This window comes from Fructilactobacillus cliffordii, assembly GCF_024029355.1.
GTDB classification, from domain to species: domain Bacteria; phylum Bacillota; class Bacilli; order Lactobacillales; family Lactobacillaceae; genus Fructilactobacillus; species Fructilactobacillus cliffordii.
Genome location: NZ_CP097117.1, coordinates 445,978 through 471,248, shown reverse-complemented (window position 1 = coordinate 471,248; position 25,271 = coordinate 445,978). Strand labels below are relative to the sequence as shown.

20 protein-coding genes and 1 pseudogene are annotated in these 25,271 nt (G+C 42.7%); 20 read left to right on the top strand and 1 reads right to left on the bottom strand.

The features are described 5' to 3' along the window. Positions 1 to 84: 84 nt before the first annotated feature. From cdaA to M3M38_RS02340, 12 genes are all read left to right on the top strand, one after another. Positions 85 to 924 carry a diadenylate cyclase CdaA gene (cdaA, locus tag M3M38_RS02390; RefSeq protein WP_252766178.1) on the top strand — a complete coding sequence of 280 codons (840 nt, stop codon included), beginning with the start codon at positions 85 to 87 and terminating at the stop codon, positions 922 to 924. Continuing rightward, a complete protein-coding gene (locus M3M38_RS02385) occupies positions 924 to 1,652 on the top strand; it encodes a CdaR family protein (RefSeq protein ID WP_252814656.1) in 729 nt (242 codons plus the stop codon). Before cdaA ends, M3M38_RS02385 begins: the two co-directional genes overlap by 1 nt. A gap of 23 nt (positions 1,653 to 1,675) precedes the next feature. Then, the gene (gene glmM, locus M3M38_RS02380) at positions 1,676 to 3,022 is read left to right on the top strand and encodes a phosphoglucosamine mutase (RefSeq protein ID WP_252766176.1); all 1,347 of its coding nucleotides are present in this window, start codon (positions 1,676 to 1,678) and stop codon (positions 3,020 to 3,022) included. A gap of 160 nt (positions 3,023 to 3,182) precedes the next feature. Then, positions 3,183 to 4,997, top strand: a complete 1,815-nt coding sequence (glmS, locus tag M3M38_RS02375) for a glutamine--fructose-6-phosphate transaminase (isomerizing) (protein ID WP_252814655.1) — start codon at positions 3,183 to 3,185, stop codon at positions 4,995 to 4,997. A 79-nt stretch (positions 4,998 to 5,076) separates the two neighbouring features. Continuing rightward, a complete protein-coding gene (locus M3M38_RS07470; RefSeq protein WP_274705792.1) occupies positions 5,077 to 5,211 on the top strand; it encodes a hypothetical protein in 135 nt (44 codons plus the stop codon). A 10-nt stretch (positions 5,212 to 5,221) separates the two neighbouring features. After that, positions 5,222 to 5,536 carry a hypothetical protein gene (locus tag M3M38_RS02370; protein ID WP_252814654.1) on the top strand — a complete coding sequence of 105 codons (315 nt, stop codon included), beginning with the start codon at positions 5,222 to 5,224 and terminating at the stop codon, positions 5,534 to 5,536. A gap of 63 nt (positions 5,537 to 5,599) precedes the next feature. Further along, on the top strand, positions 5,600 to 6,646 hold the full coding sequence (locus M3M38_RS02365; RefSeq protein ID WP_252814653.1) for a lactonase family protein: 1,047 nt from the start codon (positions 5,600 to 5,602) through the stop codon (positions 6,644 to 6,646). Between the two features lie 328 nt (positions 6,647 to 6,974). Continuing rightward, positions 6,975 to 8,366: an asparagine--tRNA ligase gene (gene asnS, locus M3M38_RS02360; RefSeq protein ID WP_252814652.1), complete on the top strand. Its 1,392-nt coding sequence runs from the start codon at positions 6,975 to 6,977 to the stop codon at positions 8,364 to 8,366. A gap of 93 nt (positions 8,367 to 8,459) precedes the next feature. Continuing rightward, on the top strand, positions 8,460 to 9,866 hold the full coding sequence (locus M3M38_RS02355) for an MFS transporter (RefSeq protein ID WP_252814651.1): 1,407 nt from the start codon (positions 8,460 to 8,462) through the stop codon (positions 9,864 to 9,866). Between the two features lie 85 nt (positions 9,867 to 9,951). Beyond that, positions 9,952 to 10,608 carry a class A sortase gene (locus M3M38_RS02350; protein ID WP_252814650.1) on the top strand — a complete coding sequence of 219 codons (657 nt, stop codon included), beginning with the start codon at positions 9,952 to 9,954 and terminating at the stop codon, positions 10,606 to 10,608. A gap of 82 nt (positions 10,609 to 10,690) precedes the next feature. Further along, positions 10,691 to 11,791 carry a M24 family metallopeptidase gene (locus tag M3M38_RS02345; RefSeq protein WP_252814649.1) on the top strand — a complete coding sequence of 367 codons (1,101 nt, stop codon included), beginning with the start codon at positions 10,691 to 10,693 and terminating at the stop codon, positions 11,789 to 11,791. Positions 11,792 to 11,935: 144 nt separating this feature from the next. Beyond that, complete coding sequence (locus M3M38_RS02340) at positions 11,936 to 13,294, top strand: FAD-dependent oxidoreductase (protein ID WP_252814648.1); 1,359 nt, start codon at positions 11,936 to 11,938, stop codon at positions 13,292 to 13,294. Between the two features lie 126 nt (positions 13,295 to 13,420). On the opposite strand, the gene M3M38_RS02335 is transcribed toward M3M38_RS02340, so the two are convergent. Next, the gene (locus M3M38_RS02335) at positions 13,421 to 13,597 is read right to left on the bottom strand and encodes a hypothetical protein (protein WP_252814647.1); all 177 of its coding nucleotides are present in this window, start codon (positions 13,595 to 13,597) and stop codon (positions 13,421 to 13,423) included. 65 nt (positions 13,598 to 13,662) lie between these two features. Here M3M38_RS02335 and secA2 point away from each other — a divergent pair, with 65 nt between their 5' ends. The 8 genes and pseudogenes from secA2 to M3M38_RS07500 form a co-directional block, all read left to right on the top strand. Further along, the gene (gene secA2 / locus M3M38_RS02330) at positions 13,663 to 16,017 is read left to right on the top strand and encodes an accessory Sec system translocase SecA2 (protein WP_252814646.1); all 2,355 of its coding nucleotides are present in this window, start codon (positions 13,663 to 13,665) and stop codon (positions 16,015 to 16,017) included. Positions 16,018 to 16,041: 24 nt separating this feature from the next. Further along, the gene (locus M3M38_RS02325) at positions 16,042 to 17,283 is read left to right on the top strand and encodes a preprotein translocase subunit SecY (RefSeq protein ID WP_252814645.1); all 1,242 of its coding nucleotides are present in this window, start codon (positions 16,042 to 16,044) and stop codon (positions 17,281 to 17,283) included. 12 nt (positions 17,284 to 17,295) lie between these two features. Then, a complete protein-coding gene (gene asp1 / locus M3M38_RS02320) occupies positions 17,296 to 18,891 on the top strand; it encodes an accessory Sec system protein Asp1 (RefSeq protein ID WP_252814644.1) in 1,596 nt (531 codons plus the stop codon). Then, positions 18,884 to 20,497 carry an accessory Sec system protein Asp2 gene (asp2, locus tag M3M38_RS02315; RefSeq protein WP_252814643.1) on the top strand — a complete coding sequence of 538 codons (1,614 nt, stop codon included), beginning with the start codon at positions 18,884 to 18,886 and terminating at the stop codon, positions 20,495 to 20,497. The genes asp1 and asp2 overlap by 8 nt, the downstream gene beginning before the upstream one ends. 2 nt (positions 20,498 to 20,499) lie before the next feature. After that, positions 20,500 to 21,261: an accessory Sec system protein Asp3 gene (locus M3M38_RS02310; RefSeq protein ID WP_252814642.1), complete on the top strand. Its 762-nt coding sequence runs from the start codon at positions 20,500 to 20,502 to the stop codon at positions 21,259 to 21,261. A gap of 18 nt (positions 21,262 to 21,279) precedes the next feature. After that, complete coding sequence (locus M3M38_RS02305) at positions 21,280 to 22,740, top strand: glycosyltransferase (RefSeq protein WP_252766162.1); 1,461 nt, start codon at positions 21,280 to 21,282, stop codon at positions 22,738 to 22,740. Beyond that, on the top strand, positions 22,718 to 23,566 hold the full coding sequence (locus M3M38_RS02300; RefSeq protein WP_252766161.1) for a hypothetical protein: 849 nt from the start codon (positions 22,718 to 22,720) through the stop codon (positions 23,564 to 23,566). The genes M3M38_RS02305 and M3M38_RS02300 overlap by 23 nt, the downstream gene beginning before the upstream one ends. A gap of 98 nt (positions 23,567 to 23,664) precedes the next feature. Beyond that, positions 23,665 to 23,802, top strand: a pseudogene (locus M3M38_RS07500) (KxYKxGKxW signal peptide domain-containing protein); the annotation flags it as partial. Positions 23,803 to 25,271: the final 1,469 nt, after the last annotated feature.

Here is a 25,271-nt window from a genome sequence, read left to right as displayed (position 1 = left end):
CCACGCCGACCGCCCTATTAAAATTGGTTCGGGGAGTGCTATAATGATTCTAAAGTCGCCTCAAGTAGGAAGGAACACGAACGAATGGGAATTAACTGGAGTAACATTCTGACACTACACAACCTCAGCAACGTGCTGGACATTTTGGTAGTGTGGATTCTAATCTACGAATTATTTATGCTGTTAAAGGGGACCCGTTCCATCCAGCTCCTACGCGGGATTGTGGTGCTAGTGATTGCTAAGGTACTGAGCTGGTACCTTGGACTCACCATGACCTCTTGGATTTTGGATCAGGTTATTAATTGGGGAGTCATTGGTTGTATCGTGATTTTTCAACCCGAAATTCGGCGGGGACTCGAAAAATTGGGTCAACAGTCAGTCTTTAAGCAATCCCAGCAGGCTAACGCACGAACTGAAAAGGTGATTAAGGCATTGGACGGGGCAATTCAGTATCTATCTAAACGTCGGATTGGAGCGCTGATTGCGATCCAGATGAAGACCGGACTGGAAGAATGGATTGAAAAGGGAATTGCTTTGGATGCGGACGTTTCCAGTGAACTGTTGATTAACATATTTATCCCGAACACGCCACTGCACGATGGAGCCGTCATCATTAAGGATGATCGGATTGCCGCTGCCAATGCCTATTTACCTCCTTCGGACAGTAAATTAATTCCTCGGGAATTAGGAACCCGGCACCGGGCCGCCGTTGGTCTCTCTGAAGTTACCGATGCCATTACCATCGTGGTTTCTGAGGAAACGGGAGAAGTGTCGTTTACCCAGAACAACGAACTCCTGCGTGGAATGAGTCAGGAAGACTATTTAAAGTACCTGCGCAGTCATTTATTGAAACCAAGTCAGAAAAAGACTTGGCACGGGGAAGTGCACGATTTTTTTGCTAAACTAATGGGAGGTGGCAAGTAATGCACCGCTTTATGGATAGTAAAGTATTTGCACTGCTCTTTTCGTTTGTGATTGCCGTGGGTTTGTTTTTCATCGTGAATCAAGCTAAATTAGGCACTCCCAATGCACGCAATAATCAGGCAAACCAGCAGCTTACCTCTGATACTCGGAAGCAAATCGAGGTTCCGTTGCAACTGAACGTAAACTCTGAGAAGTATTTCGTGGTCGGGTATCCGAATCAGGTACAAGTCCAACTGAAGGGACCAGCTGCACTGGTGACTACGACCGCAAACACCAGGAACTTCAAAGTGATTGCTGATTTAAATGACCTTGGACCTGGAAAACACACAGTCCGGTTACAACAAACCGGTTTGAATTCCGAACTGCAAGCCACGATTAAGCCAGCTAAAATCACCGTGAACATTCAACCCCGTGAAACGGAAACCTTCCCCATAACGGTGGAGTACGATAAAAATCAAATCATGGCGGGGTATAAGGTAACCCGGGTCGAACAGGATCTCAAAAAGGTCAGCATCACCGGACCGGAAAATGAGATGCAACGGATTGATAAAGTGGTGGCCAAGGTGAACTTACCGAATGACGTACGCAAGTCGACCAATAAAGCAGCTGTGATTGATGCCGTGGACGTCAAGGGTAAAACCGTCAACGTGGTCATTTCTCCATCAACCACAGACGTAAAGCTCGACGTGCAAAAAGATAACCAAAAGAATAATGAAGAAAACAAGTAATTGGAACCAGTAAAGGAGTAAAAATGAAGTATTTTGGAACTGACGGAATTAGAGGGATTGCTAACCAAGAACTAACCCCAGAATTAGCCTTTCGGGCTGGTCGAGCTGGGGGTTATGCCCTTACCAAACGGAGTGCTGAAAATCACCAACCTCGGGTTTTGGTCTCACGTGATACTCGAATTTCTGGACAAATGTTAGAAGACGCCCTGGTAGCCGGCTTATTGTCCGTCGGGATTGAAGTGCTCCGTCTCGGAATCGTAACGACGCCTGGTGTCGCTTACTTAGTTAGAGACCAGGATGCGGATGCCGGCGTGATGATTACTGCTTCGCACAATCCAGCCGAATACAACGGAATTAAGTTCTTCGGTGGTGACGGCTACAAGCTGTCTGACGAGATTGAGGCTGACATCGAAGCCATCCTCGAAAATTCGGTGGATGATTTACCCCGCCCGGCTGCCAAAGGACTGGGAACGGCTGATAACTACACGGAAGCCGGACAAAAGTATCTTCACTTCTTAGCGCAAACAATTCCAGAAAATTTAACCGGCATGAAGGTAGTGGTGGACGCTGCTAATGGAGCCACCAGTTCGCTAGTACCACGTTTGTATGCCGACTTAGGCATTGATTTCACCACGATGGCTACGACACCAAATGGCATTAACATTAATGATCAAGTTGGTTCAACTCATCCTGAACAATTGCAACGGTTAGTGGTCAACGAAGGCGCCCAACTAGGAATTGCTTTTGATGGGGACGGTGATCGGTGTATCGCGGTTGATGAACTCGGAAACATTGTGGATGGTGACAAGATTATGTACATTTGTGGAAAGTACATGGATGAACATGGTCGTTTGAAGCAAGATACGATTGTCACCACGGTGATGAGTAACTTGGGAATGTACAAGGCTATGGAAGCCCACGGTTTAAAGAGTGTGAAGACCAAGGTCGGTGATCGGTACGTGGTAGAAGAAATGAACCGGAACGGTTACAATCTCGGTGGTGAACAATCTGGTCACATTGTCTTCTTAGACTTCAATACCACCGGAGACGGCATGTTAACTAGTTTGCAATTGATGTCGATTATGCAGGCGACGAACAAACCATTATCTGAATTAGCCGCTGGGGTACGTAAGTATCCCCAAAGTTTAGTGAACGTGAAGGTGAAAGATAAGAAACATGCAATGGATGCTCCTGAAGTTCAGGAGGTCATTCAACAGGTTGAAACGGAAATGAATGGCAACGGACGAATTTTAGTCCGACCGAGTGGAACCGAACCATTGCTCCGGGTGATGGTCGAAGCAGCGACGCAGGAGGATAGTCAGCGGTATGCTGATCAAATTGCTGCAATCGTTAAACAAGCTAATCAATAAAAAAGAACGGTTCGTTACGAACCGTTCTTTTTTATTGGGCGTAGACCAATTTAGAGTTATGGTTTGACAAGTATTTATGAAAACACTAATATATAAGATGCGTTAACAAACTAAAAATAATTTAAACATCTATACCAATTTAGGAACGAGGACATTTATTATGTGTGGAGTAGTTGGAGTAACCGGAAATAAAAACGCGACTGAAATTTTAGTTAGCGGCCTAGAAAAGTTACAATATCGGGGTTATGATTCGGCCGGAATCTTTGTTGACCAACCGGATGGCACTGATTACCTGGTCAAGACCACGGGAAGCATTGCCGACTTACGCAAGAAAATTGGACCAGAAGTTCAGGGAACGGCCGGAATTGGGCACACCCGCTGGGCAACCCACGGTGGAGTTACGATTGAAAATGCACACCCTCAATTTTCCAGTGACGAACGTTTTTACCTGGTTCACAATGGTGTGATCGAAAACTTCCAAGAATTAAAGGACAAGTACCTCCAAGGGGTGCACTTCCACAGCCAAACTGATACCGAAGTGGTTGTGCAGTTAATTGATAAGTTTGTGAAGGAAGGCATGAGCACCCAAGATGCCTTTAACAAGACGTTATCACTCTTAGAAAATTCATCATACGCCTTCATGTTAATGGACCGCGAAGAACCAGAAACGATTTACGTGGCTAAAAACAAGAGCCCAATGCTGATTGGATTAGGCGATGGTTGTAACGTGGTTTGTTCTGATTCGATTGCTATGTTAAATGTGACCCATACTTTCTTAGAAATTCAAGATGGCGACATGTGCATCGTGAAACCGGACGAAGTGATTGTAAACGATGCAGACGGAAACGTGGCCGAACGCGAAACCTTTGAAGTTAGTGTGGATCCAAGCGCTTCTGATAAGGGAACTTACCCATACTACATGTTAAAGGAAATTGACGAACAACCAAACGTAATGCGGAAACTTTCTGCTGAATACTTAGACGAAGCGGGACACCCGACAATCAATGCCGATTTAGTGGATGCCATTAAGGACTCCGACCGAATTTACATCGTCGGGGCAGGAACTAGTTACCATGCCGGTTTGGTCGGAAAAATGCAGTTAGAAAAGCTGACCGGGATTCCTGCTGAAGTTCACGTTGCTTCTGAATTTGCTTACGAAGACCCGTTACTGTCTGAAAAGCCATTCTTTATCTTCCTTTCGCAAAGTGGGGAAACGGCCGACAGTCGACAAGTGTTAGTTAACGTTAACAAACAGAAGCTGCCCAGCCTGACGATTACGAACGTTGCCAACTCCACGTTATCACGCGAATCAACTTTTACTTTGTTATTGCAAGCTGGTCCAGAAATTTCCGTGGCTTCCACCAAGGCTTACACCGCCCAAATTGCGCTCGAAGCTATTTTAGCTAAGGCCGTGGGTGAGGCCAAGGGACAATCAGCTGCCCTTAATTTTGATCTTAAAGGTCAACTAGCTGTAGTGGCTCAAGGAATGCAAAGTATCGTGGACGAAAAGAATGAAATTAATCAGATCGCGGAAGACTACTTCGTGGAAGCTAACCAAGCCTTCTATATCGGTCGGGGAATTGACTATACGGTTTCGATCGAAGCTGCTTTGAAGCTGAAAGAAATTTCCTACGTCCACGCCGAAGGGTTTGCCTCTGGAGAATTAAAGCACGGTACGATTGCCTTGATTGAACCAGGAACTCCCGTAATTGGCATTATTACGCAAGCTGGCACCGCTGGTTTGACGCGGAGTAATCTCGAGGAAACGGCTGCCCGTGGTGCTAAGACGCTATCGATTGTGAAAAAAAGCTTGGCTCGTCCGGAAGATACCTTTGTGATTCCGGATGTCGACGAACTATTGACGCCACTCTTGAGTGTCATTCCCGCCCAACTGTTGGCTTACTACACTAGCTTGAACAAGGGCTTGAACGTAGACTTACCACGTAACTTAGCTAAGAGTGTTACTGTGGAATAAAAAATTGTATAATTAAAAAGAAAAGGATTGTTACGACAATTCTTTTCTTTTTTCGCTTAAATTAAAGAAGGTGAATAAGATGAAATACACAAAACGAACGAAACAAAATAAACACGATCGCAAGGAAGCAACTTGGGAGAAATTTAAGCAGCAACAAAACAAGTTAAACGCGGACCGGCGGGGATTACGGTCGGTCTCAAAACGACACTGGTAAGGAGCGTTATATGGCACAAAAAAGTCACGAAACTCTTACTTTGATTGAAGAAATTACGCGCTTAGACGGTAGCAAGTACCTAGAAATTAGCAACATGGTTCAAAACGGACGAGCAGAGCTGGCCGCGGAACGGAACTTAATTAAGCAAGTGCGGATTCTGCAGCTCAACATCCCGCACTCCGTTCACGTGATTAATTACGAAAATTACATTAACCAGCGCTATACGATGCCTGATGAAAATCTGCAGGAGTTTGAAGAATGGAAAAAAACCCCTGCAATGGAACAGGAAGTTGCCCAAATTTTGAAAGAAAATCACATTGGTTAACGCTGCTTTACCGGATTTTTAGTTTGTGGGATAATGAACAAAAAGAACACGGAGGCAGGAAACATGATTGAAAAATTTCTGATCGGAACGTATACCAAAAATCAAAGTAAGGGTATTTACCAAATTGAATTGGATACGGACAAGCCGGCTTTGCAAAACCTGCAATTAGTGGCTAAGGCCGGTTCCCCAACCTATGTTGCTGAATCCAAAGCCCACCGTATTTACGCCGTGGAACGAGTCATGGAAGACAACGAACTGCATGGAGGGGTAGTGGACTTAGACGGGACCACCATTCCAGCGAAGGAACTGCAAAAGATCGTGGAAATGGGGAGTAGCCCGGCTTACATTACGGTCGACGAAAAACGGCAATTTGTGTACACTGCCAACTACCATACCGGAGATGTGACCATCTTTAAGATTGGGCCAGACGGCTTGCTGGCCGCTACTGATCGGGTTCATGATCATGGTAAGGTGGGACCGCGCCCAGAACAAGCTGATGGGCCCCACCCCCACTATGTTGATATCTCGTTTGACGGTCGGCTAGTGGTTTGTGACCTCGGTCTTGATCAGATTTTTCTGTACGATTTAACTCCGGAAGGAAAACTCGAATTAGTCAGTGGTTTAACCCTAGAACCGGGATTTGGACCGCGGCACATTACTTACATTGAAGAACTGGGTAAGGCTTACTTAGTCGGAGAGTTAAGCAGCAAAGTGGCGGTCTTAAACTACAACGAAGAAACCGCGCAGTTTGAAATCGAACAAGTAGTATCCACCATTCCAGCTGACTGGACGGAACATAACGGAGCCGCTGCCATTCACTTGTCGAGTGACCACCGCTTTATCTACGTTTCTAACCGGGGTAATGATAGCATTGTCGTCTTTGCCGTCCAACCAGACGGAAAGTTAAAACAAATCCAACGGATTTCTACCGAAGGGGAATTCCCCCGGGACTTCAACTTTAACCGATCGGAAGACTTCCTGATCGTTGCTAACCAAAACACCGATAACGCTACTTTATTCCAACGGAATGCCGATTCTGGCAAGTTAACCTTGGTCCAAAAGGACTTTACGGTGCCGGAAGGTACTTGTGTGGCTCACCGTCAGGATTAATTGCCATCCGAAAAGGATTGCGTTTTCAGCAGGATTATTGTATATTGAGACTAAATTAAGACCGCGTCAGGACGAGCGTAAGCAGAACCGTGACCAGCGAGCTAGGAAGGGTGAAAGCCTAGTACACGGAGCTTACAATTAACACCTGGAGGGTTCTCGAATTGAGAACCGCGGTACCGGAAGTTCAGCCGTTATTGTGAACTAGAGTTGGTTTTTCTTGGAAAAACAATTTGGGTGGTACCGCGAAGACCTCGTCCCTTACGACGAGGTCTTTTTCTTTGGCCTTAATTCTTGGCTGACGGTTAAATTTAAAAAGGGGAGTAATAAAATGGATGTATTAGTAAAAGACTTATACACAGAGTCACGTGACGGATTGACAAGCCCAATTACCATTTCGGGATGGGTGCGGACGATTCGGAACTCAAAAAAGATTGCCTTTATTGAAGTCAATGATGGTTCGTACATCAAAAACGTACAGGTGATTGCGAAACGGGATCAACTGGATAACTTCGAAGATGTGATTAAACTACCGATTAGTTCCACCGTTAAGATTACAGGACAATTGGTAGAAACACCGGATGCTCCACAACCATTTGAACTGCACGCGGATGAAGTGACCATTGCAGGTGTTTCTGACCCAGACTACCCACTGCAAAAGAAAGCGCACTCGTTAGAATATTTGCGGACAATTGCCCACTTACGGCCTCGAACCAACACCTTTTACGCTGTGTTTAAGATTCGGTCACTAGCAGCCTTTGCCATTCACGAATACTTGCAACACCACGACTTCGTGTACGTAAACACGCCGATCATCACCAGTAGTGATGCCGAAGGAGCCGGGGAAATGTTCCGGGTTACCACGTTAGATCCAGACCAACCGGAACAAGACGACAAGGGCAAGACCGACTTTGGTCAGGACTTCTTTGGTCAGGAAACTAACCTGACTGTGAGTGGGCAACTGCAAGTGGAACCATTTGCGCTAGCTTTTCGGAACGTTTACACCTTTGGACCAACGTTCCGGGCCGAAGATTCGCACACGAAGCGCCACGCCGCTGAATTTTGGATGATTGAGCCAGAAATGGCCTTTGCTGGTTTGCCAGAAACGATTGATGAAATTCAAGGATTGCTCCAATATGTGGTGCAATACTTGTTAGACCACGCCCAAGCTGATTTGCAATTTCTTAACGATCACGTGGACGAACACTTGCTGGATCGTTTACAACAAACGGTCGCCGAGCCATTTGCCCGAATTACCTACACGGAAGCAATCGAACGCTTAGAACAAGCCGATGCCGACTTTAAGTTCCCCGTGAAGTGGGGGATTGATTTAAAGGCTGAACACGAACAATATCTGGCCGAACAAGTTTTCCACAAACCGGTTTTTGTGACAGATTATCCTCGTGACATTAAGGCCTTCTACATGCGCGATAACGCGGACGAAAAGACGGTAGCAGCGGTAGACTTGTTAGTTCCCCGGATTGGTGAATTGGTCGGAGGAAGCCAACGCGAAGAACGCGAAGACGTGCTGTTGGATAAGCTTCACGAATTTAACCTACAAGAATCCGACTACGACTGGTATTTGGAACTCCGTAAATACGGGGGCACAAAGCACGCTGGCTTTGGAATCGGCTTTGAACGCTTGTTAATGTACGTAACTGGAATGGACAACATTCGGGACGTTATCCCTTACCCACGGGTACAAGGAAGCATTAATTTTTAATCATGAAAAGAACGTTTCGGCGTTCTTTTTTTCGGGCTCCAAGTGGTTTATAATGATTATCAGCAAAAGATTGGTCTTGAAAGGATGGTTCAAATGCAAACGGAAACTCCAATGAAACCCCTCACACGGTGGCTATTCATCGCGACCATGTTGGTGGGAACTTTCACCATGTCGATTAGTCAGTCTTCCTTATCGACGGCTTACCCCACCCTCATGAAGTATTTTCTAATTTCGGCGGACACGGTTCAGTGGTTAACCACTGGCTTCATGATTGTAATGTGTATTACGATGCCGATTAGTCCGTGGCTGTTAAACAACATCAGCTTTAAAACGCTCTTCATGGGCGCTTTACTGCTGTTCGATGTCGGAACTCTGATCATTTTCTGGGGACCTAATTTCTATCTAGTGATGCTGGGTCGGATTATGGAAGCCGCAGCCGTCGGGGTTCTCTTTCCCTCATACCAAACGGTGCTGTTGGAAATCACACCCGAAGCTAAGCGAGGGACTATCATGGGAATCGCTGGCCTGGTAATGGGTTCAGCGCTTGCTTGTGGTCCGATTATCTCTGGAATTGTCCTTCGTTTTACTAGTTGGCGAGGCCTTTTCATCTTCTTCATGGTGGTTATTACTTTAGTATTACTGTTGTCATTCTTCGTCATGCGTGACGTCATGCCACGGATTCCATCGAAATTGGACTGGCTTTCCGTGTTCTACTCGCTGGGGTTAATCGGTCTCTTGTACGTGATTACCAAGGCCGGGGAACCAAACGCCGACTGGACCACTTTAATCGTGATTCTCGTAGTGTCACTACTCTTGCTGGCCTTCTTTGTGCACCGGCAGTTAAATCTGTCGGAACCAATGTTGGATTTGCGAGTGATGAAGACCTTTAACTACGACCTAGCCGTGTTGTTAACCGGCTTTTCTTACATTTCCTTGATTGTGGTGACCATCATTTTCCCACTCTATTACCAACAGGTGTTAGGGGCTTCGCCGTTTGTTTCTGGAATGGCTCTAGTTCCTGGGGCGGCGCTCTTGAGTCTTTTGAACCCCGTTACAGGAACCCTAGCCGATAAGATTGGTTTTAAACCCACGATGTTAGTTGGAATGGGCATGATTGTGGTCGGCTGGGGGATTCTCGCCCTCGTCCACATTAATAACATTTGGGGGATGATTGGGTTGGCGATGCTAATTGAAGGAGGAAACGCCTTTGTCATGATGCCCGCTGTGACCCTAGGAGCGAACTCATTACCAAACGATCTAGTTTCGCACGGAACTGCTGTGATTACGACGGTGCGACAAGTCCTCGGTTCCACCGGAGTGGCTGTTGCCACTCTGATTCTGGTTAATGTGACTGGGAAGGCTATGCATGGTGGTTCATCGTACATGATGGCAAACCAAACTGGTTTTCACGCCGTCTATTGGACCTTCTTTGGAATTGCGGTACTCGGTTTTATCATCGCCATGCTAATTCGATCGACCGGGTCAAAAGATGCAGAATAGTATAATCATTGTGCTAAAATTAAATTAAACAACAGACAGTCATTGGTTATTAAATGGCTGTCTTTTTAACGAGAGGATTGGAAACATGGCACAGCCCCCAAAACAACAACGATGGCTTAAATGGGCAGAACGAATTCTGCTGGTCCTACTCCTAGTGGTAGGAATCACCCTGATTTTTAGCTCTCAATTAGAGGGATACTGGATTCAATGGCAGAGTCACCAGAAGGTTACGAACATTTCCCAGCGAGAAGCGCAACGAGGGAAAAAGAAGGATGCTAGTTATAACTATCAAAATGTCCAAGCGGTTTCTGAAAATGCGGTATTAGAGAGTGAAAAAGCGCGCAAAACGGACGCAATTGGTTCGATTCAGATTCCAGATTTAAACATTAATCTGCCAATTTTTAAGGGACTTAACTCTGAAAATCTGACGATTGGGGCTGGAACCATGAAGCCTAATCAAAACTTAGGAGAAGGGAATTATACCCTGGCAGGACATCACATGCAAAATCCCAAAATTCTCTTCTCCCCGTTAGCTGAAGCAAAAAAAGGGCAGGTCGTGAAGATTAAGACCGGCACCCAAACCGCCCACTATAAAATCACCAAGATTAAGGTGGTACCAGAAACAGATGTTTCGGTGATTAACGATGTGCCGGGGAAAAAATTGTTGACCTTAGTTACCTGTGCCAGCGGTAATCCAGGTGAAACTCGGCGCCTAATTGTAACTGGTGAATTAATTGAATAGCCGCACGAAGCCATTTAACTTTTGGGTTAGATGGCTTTTTTATTTAGTTGTGGTAAGATACGGAAAAATAGGAGGGATAAGCATGGAAAAATTAGCACAGTTACAAGCATATTTACGCGATCAACAACTAGACGTTGCCTACGTTAGTGATCCCGAAACGATTGAATATTTAACTGGGTTTGGGAGTGATCCTGTGGAACGGGTCTTAGCATTATTCGTATTCCCTGATCAGGAGCCCTTTCTCTTTGCACCGGCTTTAGAAGTTGAAGACATTCAGAGTACGGGCTGGACGCACCCCGTCTATGGTTACCTTGATCACGAGGATCCGTTTGCGATGATTGCCAAGGACGTGCGAGCCCGGATTACGAACCCAATCCACTGGGGGATTCAAAAAAACCAACTTACTGTGGAACGACTCCAAGCTCTACAAGCGGAATTTCCGGAGGCTCAATTTGCTGCTGATTTAACGTCCGTAATTGAACGGATGCGCCTGATTAAAACTCCCGATGAAATTGAAAAATTGCGGGCGGCTGGTAAAGAAGCCGACTTTGCTTTTGAGGTGGCCTTTAACACGATTGCACCAGGGAAGACTGAGGCCGATGTCGCAGCTGAAATTGAATACCAATTGAAAAAACGCGGAGTAATGGAGATGAGTTTTGCCACGTTAGTCCAAGCGGGAAAGCACGCTTCTCAACCGCACGGTGACACTGGGATGAATGAGATCAAAGAACATGAACTGGTGCTGCTGGATCTGGGAACGGTGCACGATGGTTACATTAGCGATGCCAGTCGGACGGTGGCAGTTGGTTCGCTTAGTGACCAGCTACAAGAAATTTATGCTGTATGTTTGAAGGCACAGTTAGCTGCTCAAAATGCGGTTAGGCCCGGCGTTACCGCCGCTGAGTTAGATAAGGTGGCACGTGATATTATTGACGAAGCAGGGTACGGTCAGTACTTTATTCATCGGCTCGGTCACGGAATGGGAATGAGTGAACACGAGTTTCCGTCCATCATGGAAGGGAACGGTCTGAAACTGGAAGAAAATATGTGCTTTTCGATTGAACCAGGGATTTACATTCCGGGGGTTGCCGGAGTGCGAATTGAGGATTGTGTGCGTGTAACTGCGGATGGTTGTGAACCATTTACCCATACTTCCAAGGTTTTGCAAAACGTTTTAAAATAGTGAAAGCGTTGATATGACTTGGACTTAACCGGAATGAACTGATTTTGCATAAAAAAATAAACCGTTTTCATTGTACCTTTTTTCACAACATGGTATATTTGTTTTTAGTAAATCGTAAGCATTAATTTGAAAGAGGGATTAACCATGAAAGTCGTTGTAGTTGGTTGTACTCATGCTGGAACCTTTGCCATTAAACAAACCCTAGCTTCTCATCCAGAAGCCGAAGTGACGGTCTACGAAAAGAACGATAACATCTCGTTCCTTTCCTGTGGGATTGCTTTATATCTTGGTAAAGAAATCAAGAACAATGACCCACAAGGATTGTTCTATTCTAGTCCAGAGGAATTAAAGAGCCTCGGGGCCGACGTTGAAATGAAACACGAAGTGACAGAAATTGATCCAAACCAAAAAATTGTCAAAGTTAAGGATCTTGAATCCGGCTCTGTTACGGAAACTCCATATGACAAGTTGATTATGACGACCGGCTCCTTACCAGTGGTTCCTCCGATTGACGGAATCCAAAGCGACAAAGTTTACCTGTGTAAGAATTGGCATGACGCTAAGAAGTTGTTTGACGAAGCTCCGAAGGTTAAATCAATCACGGTTATCGGTTCTGGTTACATTGGTGCTGAACTTGCCGAAGCTTACTCCAAACAGGGTTATCAAGTAAACCTACTGGATGGATCTACTCGGGTGCTCTACAAGTACTTTGACAAGAAGTTCACCGATATTTTAGCCGCCGACTATGAAAAGAACGGGGTTAACTTGGAATTAGGTTCAAAGGTCACCGGTTTTGAAGAAAAAAATGGTGGTATTTCCGTTTTGACCGCTAATGGTGACGAGATTCACTCTGACATTGCCATTTTATGTATCGGTTTCCGTCCGAATACTGGTCTGTTAAAGGGCAGGGTCGACATGATGCCAAATGGGGCCATTATCACTGACAGATACATGCACTCATCTAACCCAGACATTTTTGCTGCTGGTGATAGTGCAGCCGTTCACTATAACCCAACTGGTCAAAATGCTTACATTCCATTGGCTACTAATGCGGTGCGGCAAGGAATTTTAGTCGGTGAAAACCTAACGGAAGACAAGGTTAAGTACATGGGAACCCAATCTTCCTCTGGCCTGAAGCTTTACGACCGGACCTACGTTTCTACCGGGTTAACGATGGCGGCTGCTAAGGATCAAGGAATTAACGCCCGGCAAGTGATTGTTGAAGACAACTACCGACCGGAATTCATGTTAACCACTGAACCGGTTTTGATGTCCTTGGTTTACGACCCAAGTACGCGGCGGATTCTCGGTGGCTCCTTAACCAGTATGTACGACGTTTCACAATCTGCTAATGTCTTGTCTGTAGCAATTCAAAATCAAAACACGATTGACGACTTAGCCATGGTTGACATGCTATTCCAACCACAGTTTGATCGGCCATTCAATTACTTGAACATCCTGGCTCAAGCTGCTCAAGCACAAGAAGATAAAAGTAAAAAATAAAGCGACGATAGCTAAAAAAGTAGCTCCGTGAACTTAAGTTCACGGAGCTACTTTCTTTATTTGAACATCCTTAACTGGTACAATAAAGGATAATGCACTAAATTTTCTACGACAACCATTTACCAATTAAAAGTTAATCATCGTAGCCAAAATCATGGCGACAAAACAAATTCCCACTAATCCGATAATAATTTTTAAAATGATTTGCTTGAGATTAGTCCTTTCTGGAGCGGGTTGGTTCTTTTCAAGTTGTTCAAATCTTTTTTCTAAATCTTGTTTAAGTAGTTTTCCATTGTTTTTCATAATGTATAAATTATATAATTATTAAAAGCAATAAGCAATTAATTAATAAAAGGGGAGCAAGCTGAATGGCATTATTGCAAAAACGGCATTATCAAAAAGTGGTTCGTCAAGTGTTACAACTTGCCCCAACTTATCAGCAGATGTCAGATGCCGAGTTACAAAAACAAACCCAAACTTTAAAGACTAAGGTCAACGGGGATCGTTCCCACTTGAAATCGGTTTTACCGGAAGCGTATGCAATTGTTTGTGAAGCAGCCGATCGCGTTTTAGGGTTACGCCCGTATCCAGTCCAGATTTTAGGGGCAGTGGCCATGGAAGATGGAAACATCGCTGAAATGAAAACTGGTGAAGGAAAGACCTTAACTGCTACAATGCCGATGTACCTACACGGTTTAATGGGAAGTGGCAATTTTTTAATTACGGCTAATGAATATTTAGCTGCTCGTGATGCTCACGATATGGGAATCCTATATAAATGGCTCGGATTAACGGTTGCTAGTGCTGTTCCTGAACTTGGTCAAAAGCCAGAAGATCGTGATTTAGATGCAATCTATCAATCAGATATTGTTTACACGACTAACAGCACCCTGGGTTTTGATTATTTGTTTGATAATTTGGCTAAATCTCCACAAGAACAGCATTTAAGGGCATTGAACTTTGCGCTGTTAGATGAAGCAGATGCAGTTTTACTAGATACGGCTCAAACACCGCTGGTAATTTCTGGGGTGCCTCGGGTGCAATCTAATTACTATCAAAGTGCTGACCAAGTAGTGAAGCTTTTAGAGCTGGACGAGGATTATCAAATTAGTGACGATCAAAAGAGCGCTTGGTTTACCCCGCGGGGGATTGTTAAAATGGAACAATATCTGGACGTTGATAATCTGCTATCAAAAACGTGGACAGAACTTTATCGGCATCTTGTTCTAGCATTACGGGCCAATTACATTCAAAAACGTAATCGAAATTACGTTGTGAAGGATAACGAAGTGGTGCTAATTGATGCAGAAAATGGAAGAGAATTGCCCGGGATGAAGATGCAAGCTGGGATGCATCAAGCTTTGGAAGCCAAAGAGCAGGTTGAAATTTCTACCGAGCAGCGGACGATGGCGACGATTACATATCAAGATTTATTCCGGATGTTTAATCAATTAGCTGGGATGACTGGAACTGCGGCGACTGATAAAAAAGAATTTTTAGAGGTTTATAATCTATCAGTTTTTAAAGTTCCAACCAATAAACCAAGCATCAGGAAAGATTTACCTGATCACTTATTTATTAGTAACCGGGCAAAATTGTTAGCTACTTTAGCTGTGGTTAAAAAAGCCCACTCCAGTGGTCGCCCTGTATTAGTTGAAACCGGATCGTTGGAGTTGTCGGTATTGTATTCTAATTTACTTTTGAAAGAACGAATTCCACACAGTTTATTGAATGCGCGCAGTGAGGTAAAGGAAGCCGAGATTATCCGAAACGCTGGTGAAATTGGGGCAGTTACAGTTGCTACTTCTATGGCTGGTCGTGGAACGGACATTACCATTAGTGAGGAAGTTGAGAAGCTTGGGGGACTATTGGTACTTGGAACAGAAAGGATGCAAAATCGCCGGATTGATAATCAGCTTCGTGGTCGTGCGGGACGACAGGGTGAGCCGGGAGAGAGTGTGTTCTATGTTTCATTAGAAGATAAAGTGGTAACAGAAAATGCGCCTAAATCAATTCGGAAGTTTGCCTATCAGCATGCCCACGATCAGAATCAAACGTTAAGTAATCGGGGACGTTTTCGTAATGCCATTAATCGGTCTCAACGGATTTTAACGAACCAAGAACGTAACGCCCGTTTTGAAACATTACAATATGGAGAAGTGTCTCGGATTCAACGCGAGAGTGTCTATCAAACAAGAAATCTAATCATGCAGGCTACTAATTTGGATGCCCTGGTAAAAATGTGTTTTCAAGATGTGGCCAAGGATTTTGTGAATAATCAAGCAGAATGGATAGATGAAACGCAGACTCTTCTGGAGTTTGTTTACCAAAATATTGATCCAGACTATCAACCGAAAAAAGACTTAGAAAAGTTAAGCCATGCTGATCAGTTAGAGGTACTCCAGAAGATTATGAAAGCACGCTTAGTGACCGTCCACCAACAGCTTCCTCATCAAGACCAATGGATTTATTTTGAACGATTAGCCGTTTTGCGTGCAGTCGACCAAGGTTGGGTTGAACAAGTTGATCAACTGGAGATGTTAATGCAGGTAACTAAGAGTAGGTCGATTGCTCAAGTAAATCCGATTTTTGAATACCAAAAAGAAGCACAAAAAGCCTATCGGTCCATGCGATCTCGAATTAAATTGCAGGTGGTCAGAAATTTAACTAATTCAGAGGTCATTCCTCAATCGGATGGAACCGTTGACGTCGAATTTCCTTAAGTAGAGCGAAAGTGGTTAATATAAATGAAATTTTTACGTAAACATCTTTTGACCAGTCGCATTGTCTGGACGTTGTTAATTTTAGTAATTTCAATTCTGGGGCAAGATATCATTATTCCTGGAATCGATCCAGCGGTTGCCGATGCGGCTCTTTCCAAACAATCCTTCCTACAAATGTTGGGGATTACGATTGGGGGAGAATTGAAGATCCCTACCCTATTATCATTAGGTCTAGGACCATATATGATGGGATTGATTTTTTGGCAAGCGTTAGCAGCACTAGACTTTGATTGGGTAAATCGACTAACGATTAATCAAACAGGATACATTCAAAAAGTAATTACATTGCTGTTGGCCATTTTACAGGCTTACCAGTTGGTGTTTTATTTAAAACCCGCTCTTGTTCCCATTACGGTTCTGGATCATAGTTTACCATTGCTGGTTTCGGAAATAGGCGCAATTTTGATCCTAATTGCAGGTGCCATGTTAACCGTTTTTCTGGGAAACGTTAATGCTGAAAAGGGACTTGGTGGAATTTCAATTTTAATTCTACCGGGAGTTTTAATTGGTTTGCCGCGGGCATTACAGGCCGGGTGGCAGGATTTGAATTATCCGTTAACGGTACCGCACCTTCTTACAGCCGGACTGGTCACCCTAGTCGTGATTGTCCTGTTTGTAATGCTATTACAAATCGAACTGCGCATTCCGTTGCAACGACCGCTAATTGAAGGTAATGGGAGCCAGTCTTATTTACCATTTAAGTTATTAGTAGCAGGGGCGATGCCCTTCATGTTTTCTTCAACTTTGTTTTTAATTCCGAATGAATTAATTGAATCAAATGGAACATTACGTGCAAGTCACTTAGCTAAATTTATCCATCTTGTTACCAATCAGCAAACGGTAGCGGGAATTGTTGGATACGGTGTAATTATTATGTTGTTGACCTATATTTTTGGGTTCATCACGATTCAACCGCTACGATTGTCAAAGCAGATGAAGGAAAATAATGAGTACATTTTAAATGTCTTTCCGGGAATGGCCACAACTGACTATCTATTAAAATGGTTTCTAGTTATGGCAACTAGCGGAGGTTTATGTTTGGTTGTAATTGCCGTTATTCCCTTAATTATTGGATTAAAGTGGCACGGAATTGCGAACTATACAATTTACATTGGAAGTATTGCGATTATGGTTACTTTAATTCAGGGGCTGTGGGAACAAATTCGTGCTCTTTATAGTAAACAGCAATATCAGGTTTTTAAGTAAGAAGGTGAATTAATGGTATTAATTATTCCTAATTTTCAGGATGCTCATGGTCAGTCCTTAGCTGATTTACCCGAGGTTTGGCTAGCTAAAATGTTACAGCAAGCTGATGAACCAGTTGAATTGGCATTTTTACAGTCATCTTTGACGTTAAAGCGTGATTTACAACGGCTGGGTTTACAAGACATTGTTTATTGGAGTGCTTTTGCGGATTTGCAACAGGTTGATGGAATCGAAGGTTTACCGTTAACTTTGTATGATTTTCCCTTTACAGATGGATTAGATCCTTTCTTTATTAATGGAGAAAACCGAGTGTTGCTGTATCGTGATGGAGTATTAGAGATGGAAATTGTCGTTCATCACCAGCTGGAAGTGGAACAGGTAGTCTATTATCGCTCCGATGGATCTCGTGAAATTAATTATTATTCAGATGATGGGTTTTTAAGCACAAAAACTTGGATAAATAATAATAATCAGACAACGTGGCAAGAATGGTATACTCCGCTTCGACAACTAGTTTTTTGGATGGATGCGGAGCAGATTTTTCACGTTGCGCCTGAGTTCCAAAGTCAATTTGCCCAATCTACTTATGCCAATTTAGAGCTAATGATTCAAGAACGGTTTGAAAAGCATTTTCATAAACCTACGAACGTGATTGCAGCTTATCGAGCCGGAGTTCCTGCCACTAACCGCTTTCATTTATCGTTACCAGCCGAGCGGATGGTAGCGTTACTGGAGCCAGCAATTCACTTAGATCAAGTTAATCAGTTGCGACAACAGTTTCCCCAAGTAAATTGGGTATTCCCGAGTCATAATTTGGTGCAACAATTTCAAGCGGAGTACGAGTCAAAGGAGGATCAGCGACTTAGCGCAATTGAACCGTATCCAACCAGCTTTAGTCCCGGACTTAGTAATGAATTTGAGGCTCAATTTGTATACTGGCAGGTCGTAGGTCAGTCTGAAGAACAGATTGAACAAGCTGTAAATTCATTATTGCCTAAGCTACTGAGTGATGACAAACTGGTTTTACTGATTACAGGAGATGCTAATTCTAAACAACTGTTGCAGTTAAAACAGCAAGAGTGGATTTTAACTCATTTAAAGGTTGATGTTCTAGGAAGTGACTATCAAAGATACGTTACTGAAGCACAACCACATAAATTCCAAACAGAGGCAGAGTGGCTAGATTTTATTGATAATCAAATTATGGATGATGATGCTGCTCTGGATGATGATGACCTGCGGCTTTTTTATCGGGCTAATCTTTTTGCTAATCAGTTTCAATTTATTGAAGAACAGGATGATGATGAATCTATTTTTCAGAAAATTCGCTTGTTCATTGATATGGGAACCCATGCTGATTTAAAGAAACAAATTCAAGCAATTTCGGCCGCGGTTCCAATTATTAGTACCGTTCCAACGGATTTAATTCATAGTGGGAAGAATGGCTTTTTAAATCGAACAATTGCAGCGTTACCAACGCAACTTGATTACTTTTTAAAAGATTTACATCATTGGAATCAAGCAGTCGTTGATAGTGTTGATTTGATGGAAGAGTATGAGCAAGATCAAATCATTAAACGCTGGAAGGGGGTTTTAAATCATGGCTAATTCCAAAATTGTAACTCCTGTCATTCACATTGGGACAAACGACTTTACCACTGCCGCTCACTATTTAACGGATGATTATTTGTACCTTCATAGCACTAGTTCCAAATTAGGGCAACAATTAATTGACAAGTATCCTCTTTTTAAGGACAATAATAGATTAAACGGTAAATATCGAAATGCTGTTTTTATTTTAGACGTTGGCTTTCCATGGTTAAACGATGTGACAGTACTAAGAGAGTTACCGTCCAATCAAATCTTAGTTAACCGGCAGCTTGAATTTGAACAAGAGAGTCAAAATCTTTTAGCCATGAAGGGTGCGTTTTATTACGATTACTCAACGCCAGAACCATTAATTAAAGACATTCAACATTTTTTTTATTTTGATCCCGATGGCTATCGGTTCAATCCCCAAGCTTGGCACTTTAACTTGCAGCACTTAGTTACCGTTCACCAACGTGGAAATGTTTATCATGAATTAGAAATAAAACCGACTGATGATTGGCAACTAGTGGCTAGTCCCATGGACTCTTTCTTTTTGCCAGAAAAAATGGCAGATAAAGTTTCAATTGACTATCAAGTTGAGGATGGAGCTGAACTTGCTTTAAAAATCACCCAAGTTGATGCAAACACTAAGCAAGTTATTAAAACGGTTTTTGCAACTGGATCTGATTTAGAAACTAGTTTTGAAGTGCTTGGTAATGAGCAGCACTCTTTTTTTCAGGTATTGTTATACGCTAAAGGTCACGGAAAGGTTCAGATTGGGGATCTTCACATTCGCCGCTCACGAGGTCCATATGGAGAAATGATGCCTAATGATCTGGTTTTAAAAGATCAAAAAATGCATGGGAACGTTGGGGTTTACTTTGATGCTGGAGATTTAAAGCCACCATTAAACGTTTATTTTGCTGGTTATCGGACCAAGGAAGGCTATGAAGGACGGCGGATGATGGAGAACTTTGGAGCGCCGTTTTTATTAATTTCTGATTGGCGTCTGGAAGGAGGCGCTTTCTATCTTGGTGATGTTGACTTTGAAAATCAAATTGTGAAAATTATCCAGGATAAACTTCGTGAATTACACTTTCAGGAGTCTGATTTAATCTTGGCAGGGATGTCAATGGGGACCTTTGGAGCAATGTACTATGGAGCTCGTTTGAATCCAACTGGAATTGTCTTGGGGAAACCATTGGCGGAGTTAGGCACCATCGCTCAGAACGGACGCGTTCGACGTCCCAATGATTTTCGGACGAGCGAAGATATGCAACTATATTTTGAACCAGATTTATCAGAGTCCGCGAGTCAAGATTTAGATCAACGATATTGGAAAAATTTAGAAAACGGTCAGTTACAGAATACAACCTTGGCGATTGCTTACATGTTTCAGGATGATTACAATCGTGATGCTTACCAAGGAATTCGCACTCGGTTTGCAAAGTTGAATCCAACTGGAAAACTATTGGCCAAAGGCTTCGAGGGTCGACATAATGATCAAACTGGGCCAATCGTGGCATGGTTTCAACGCCAATATTGGTATCTATTGTCTACTTTTGGACGCAAACCAGTCCGAAAACCCCGCAAGAAGGCCCGGAAGCAAAAGAAAGGGGCATAAACATGAAAACTATCTATGGGTTAACTTGGGATGCATCCGATCCAAATACTGATAGTTATGGCTCCCAAATTGCCTATGATTTGAATGGATTTGTCCGCTACCAGAATCTTCTCCAGCCAGCTGGAAAAAGGATTCATTGGTGGGAAACTAAGCATCCGCAGGGAAATGCACAGGGACCTCATTATGGGAGTAAATTATTACCACAATTGCCCCGAAATGAAAAATTTCATTTACTTTTAGACGGAACAGCATCCCCAGCGGATTCGGTAGGGATAAAATTGGTTACTTATGATCAAAATCAGCAACTTGCAAACGAGTCAATGTCATTAACTAATCATTTATCCTTTGAACTAACTAATGATGAGCAGGATTATGAATTTTCACTGGTAAAATTTAATAACCAACAATTTGTTTTTAAGGGTTTATTCATTGTTCCAGATGAAATTTGGCAATTATTTACGATTAAGCCACGGTTTGAAATGGCTGCGATTGACTTGATTCCAAGGGATTCAGTCAAAAAGGGGACGGAAGGAACGATGATGATTCGTAATTTTAATCGTGTTGTTGATGCAACCCCCTTTGCAACGTTGCCGGCATTTCAACCTAATCGAATCGTATGGGTAACTGCATCTTGGTCTGCATCTGAATTAGAACAAAAATTAGCTGATTTTAAAACTGATTTTGATCTCCAGTCAGTTACGTTGACCGCCGGAGATTTAGTTTCACAACGACTGCTGAACGAAATGCAGCAGTCTGATATTTAAGAGAAAGTAGGACTTGCTATGAATTTTTTCATTAACCAAGCAATGGGATTGGGGAACTCTGGAGTAGAACATGCTGAGTTTTATCGGGCAGAACGCTTTAAGCAAGCAAAGTTACCATTCCGTTTTTTATTTTTGAATCTAGTTCCGGAATTGCATCGGGCGATGGATCGATGGGGGCTACATGATTCTGAGGTTTTAAATCTGTGGGAGTACCTTGTTTTAGGAGAATCATATTTAAAAAAAGGTTTAGTTCACCGGACTAAACCTCAAAAGAACGTGATGATCACTGATAATACCAATACCAATCGGAAGCAAGAATTTGTGACTGATTCTGGTATGCGGGTGATTCAGCATTTTTATAAAGGACCGGATAAACAACATCCGGATAATCCAGTTTTGCAGGTTGGCATTTCACGGGTGGAGCTTTATTTAGAAAGAACTGGCGAACGTAAAGTGATGTATCAGGTAGAAAATGATACGCACCGTGGTTCTAACGTTGTCAACATTCACCTCTTCAATGAACGTGGACGTCATCTTTTTTTCCGTAATTTATACGGATTACACCGTTATTTCTTTGAGAAGGTGGATCGCGCCTATCATGGTAATAGTAATTTTATTATTGATCGGGGAGAATTTGCGGATGACGTGTTAATGCAAAATCGGATTCCAAATTCTAAAATTGTTTATATTGTTCATGCAGACCAACTGGCTAATCGAGATGATCCAAAGTATCCGTTATGGAATGATCATTATGAATACATGTTAGAGCATCTCCATCAAGTTGATAGAGTGGTAACTGCCACTAAATTACAACGCGATGATTTATTAATTGACGATCCTAGTGCTCGCGATATTGTCACCGCGATACCTGTCGGGGGAGTACGTGATGGCATTACCCAGCAATCCGGGAGAAAGGCGCACCGTCCATTCCGTTTGATTACGGCCTCCCGCCTAGCCGCCGAAAAACACGTTGATATTGCCATTAAAGCTGTTGCTAACTTGCATAATCAAGGATTAAAAATTAATTTTGATATTTATGGTCAAGGGGAGGAACAGGAAAAATTAGAGAAAACCATTAAAGAACAACATGCAGAAGAGTATGTTCATCTGAAGGGGCTCTCCCATGATTTGGAAAATATTTATCCTAACTATGATGCTTTCGTTTCCACTTCTTTCTCAGAAGGCTTTGGATTAACTTACATTGAAGCTTTGAACGCTGGTTTGCCAGTCGTAACCTTCGATGCCCGTTTTGGGGCACAGGAATTAATTCAAAATGGCGTTAACGGATACCTTGTTAATTTAAAACGTACTGATGATGACTATAACGTAGAGCAAATTCAGGTGGCATTGCATAAGTTAATCACAGGTAATTATTCGAAACTGCAAGCAGCCACTAGTAAATCTGTTGCTGAATTTCAGGATCAAATCACAGCGGATAAATGGAGGAAATTAATTAATGGATTACGTACTAGTAAATAATGTTGTTGCTGACGAGCAATGGCAACAAATTAAGGCGGAAGCTCCTGATCAAGAGCAGCCTAATGTGATTTCCTTAGTTTCTGCTCCTAAGTTAGGGAAATATTTTGGTGAGTCAGGGGTTAATGGAATTAACCTATTAGACCGTTTAACCCAGCGCAAGTATCATTTGGGGCAATATCGTTTTTTTAATGACGTTCCGGTTCCGTATTGGGATAAAATTTTTGTGAACCGGGATGGGAGTATTTCAATCTATGATCGGGGTTCGGAAATTGCTAAAGAATTTTTGTATCCCAATACGAGAAGAGCGGCCCAGGACGTTCGTTACACCAATTTGGACGGTACGCTTGATTATATTGAAGAATATGCATATGATGGGACCATTTTTAGTAACCTGTTTTATGCAGAAAATGAAATGCTAGAGATGGTGTTTTATAATCAGAAATTTCAACCAGTGGTGCGTTACTATCTTTACCAAGGAGTCATTAATTTAGTAACCGTTGAGAACCCAGAAACCCACCAGGTTTTACAGCGTTATAATTCATTGCTTGAGTTTTATAATGATCAAGTTCGGTCCATTGTTACCGAGCAAGACACAGTGATGATTAATTACATGGGTGTTGAATTGACGTCGCTTATTAATACCGAATCACACAACATTTTGCGTTTAAGTGAGGACCCATTGGATGATCAGGGTAATGTCAGGGGAAACTTAGCTGATATCTTGTATGATCGGGTAAAAACAATTCAAACCGTCCAGGTTTCTGCAAAAGATTATAAGATTTTGCAAAAAAAAGGCTTACCACTTGCAAAAATTGTTATAATTTAGTTAGCTAAATAGTTGTACATAACTTTTTTGCTTTGTAATTTGTAGGAAGCAAGGGAATATGACCTTTAATAATTCAGGAAAATTAAGGAGCCATAATTATGAGTAGATTTAATCAAAAACGTCGGGAAGCGATTTTTGATAACAACAAAAAAGTCCGATACCGGATGTATAAAGCTGGAAGAAGATGGCTAGTCGCTGGAACAGCAACCGTTAGTGGATTGGCTGCTAGTTTATTTTTAGGGGTACCAACGACATTAGCCGATTCTACCCAGCAAGTTTCAAAACAAGTTGATGAAAATAGTGATTTGTTAGTTAGTAACCAACGAGCTTCTATTCCATCCACTTCCACTTCAAATAACAATGATTCTAGTAGTGCTAGCTCAACTTCAGTTAGTGAATCAACGAACTCTAACTCAACTAGTTCAACTTCTGTCAGTGGATCGAATGATACTCAATCAGATGGTTTAATGTCTGTGAGTGATTCTACTGACGCTAAGTCTACTAGTGCTAATTCAAGTTCTGAACAAAGTTTTGCTAGTCAATCTAAGAGTGTTTCAAAGACTGATGGACAAACGTCAGATAGTGTTTCTAGCATAGTTTCAAATGAGACTGTCACCAACGAAGCACATCATAATAATTTCCAAGTTGCTGCTCAGAATGACCAGCCATCACAGCCTTTTTACACTGAATCGCAAATTAATTCGTTGAGTGATTCTTATAGCGGAGCATATGAGTCTCAATCTGGTTCAGCCAGCACATCACTGTCACTGGACTCTAATTCGTTACTTTCACAAGAATCAGTTGCGCAAAGCACTAGCAATTCAACCAGTAATAATCAGACACAAAATTCACGCTATAACGAAAGTGTTTCGAACCAAAATCGTTCGTACTCAGAATCAATGAGTGCGTCTAACCAAACCTTATCGCTTTCAGCTTCGAAGTCAGCTAGTCGGAGTAAGCTGGGCTTTGACAGTATGAGTCAATCTAATTCAAACTGGTTAAAGAGTGCTTCGATATCGACTGATGATGTTACTGGACACGGATCCTTATGGGATATGGTATCTCAAGCTCTTTCGCGTGGGAGTCTTTCTCTTTCAACCCAGTTTCAGGGACAGCCGATTCCAAAGTCTGCGCAAGATTCTTATGATAAGGAAATGGGAGTTCTTAGTATCAGTGCCAGTATCATGAGATCCGCTGATACCAGTGTTTTAAATAGTATTAACAATAGTCATTTAATTAACCAAAATTCAGTTAGTACATCTGCCAGTCGATCTGCTTCAATTAGTGGATCAACATCGGCATCAAAGGCTCAAGATGCTTCCCAGCAAGCTTCAGCTTCTGATAGCAACGTTAGTCAGTTAATTTCAAGTTATCAGCAAGATTCTCAACGCAATAGCTTGAGTTATGCACAAAGTGTCAATGGCAGTATTAGTACCAGTCAAAAACGCAGTAATGATTATGTAAGTAGTGTTAGTGCTTCTGATAGTCAATTAATCAGCACCTCTGAGTACATCAGTCAGTTACGTTCTCAGACGATGCTTAGTTCATTGAGTAACTCTGCTAGTCAATCGGCATCTTCGGCTTCTGACGTGGCCAGTGCTAGCTTTTCTAAAATAAACTCTCTTACTGCTAGTGCCTCTGAGAATCAGTCCGACATAGCAAGTTTAGTCTCTAGCCAAGATAAAATTGATAGTAAAAACGGAAG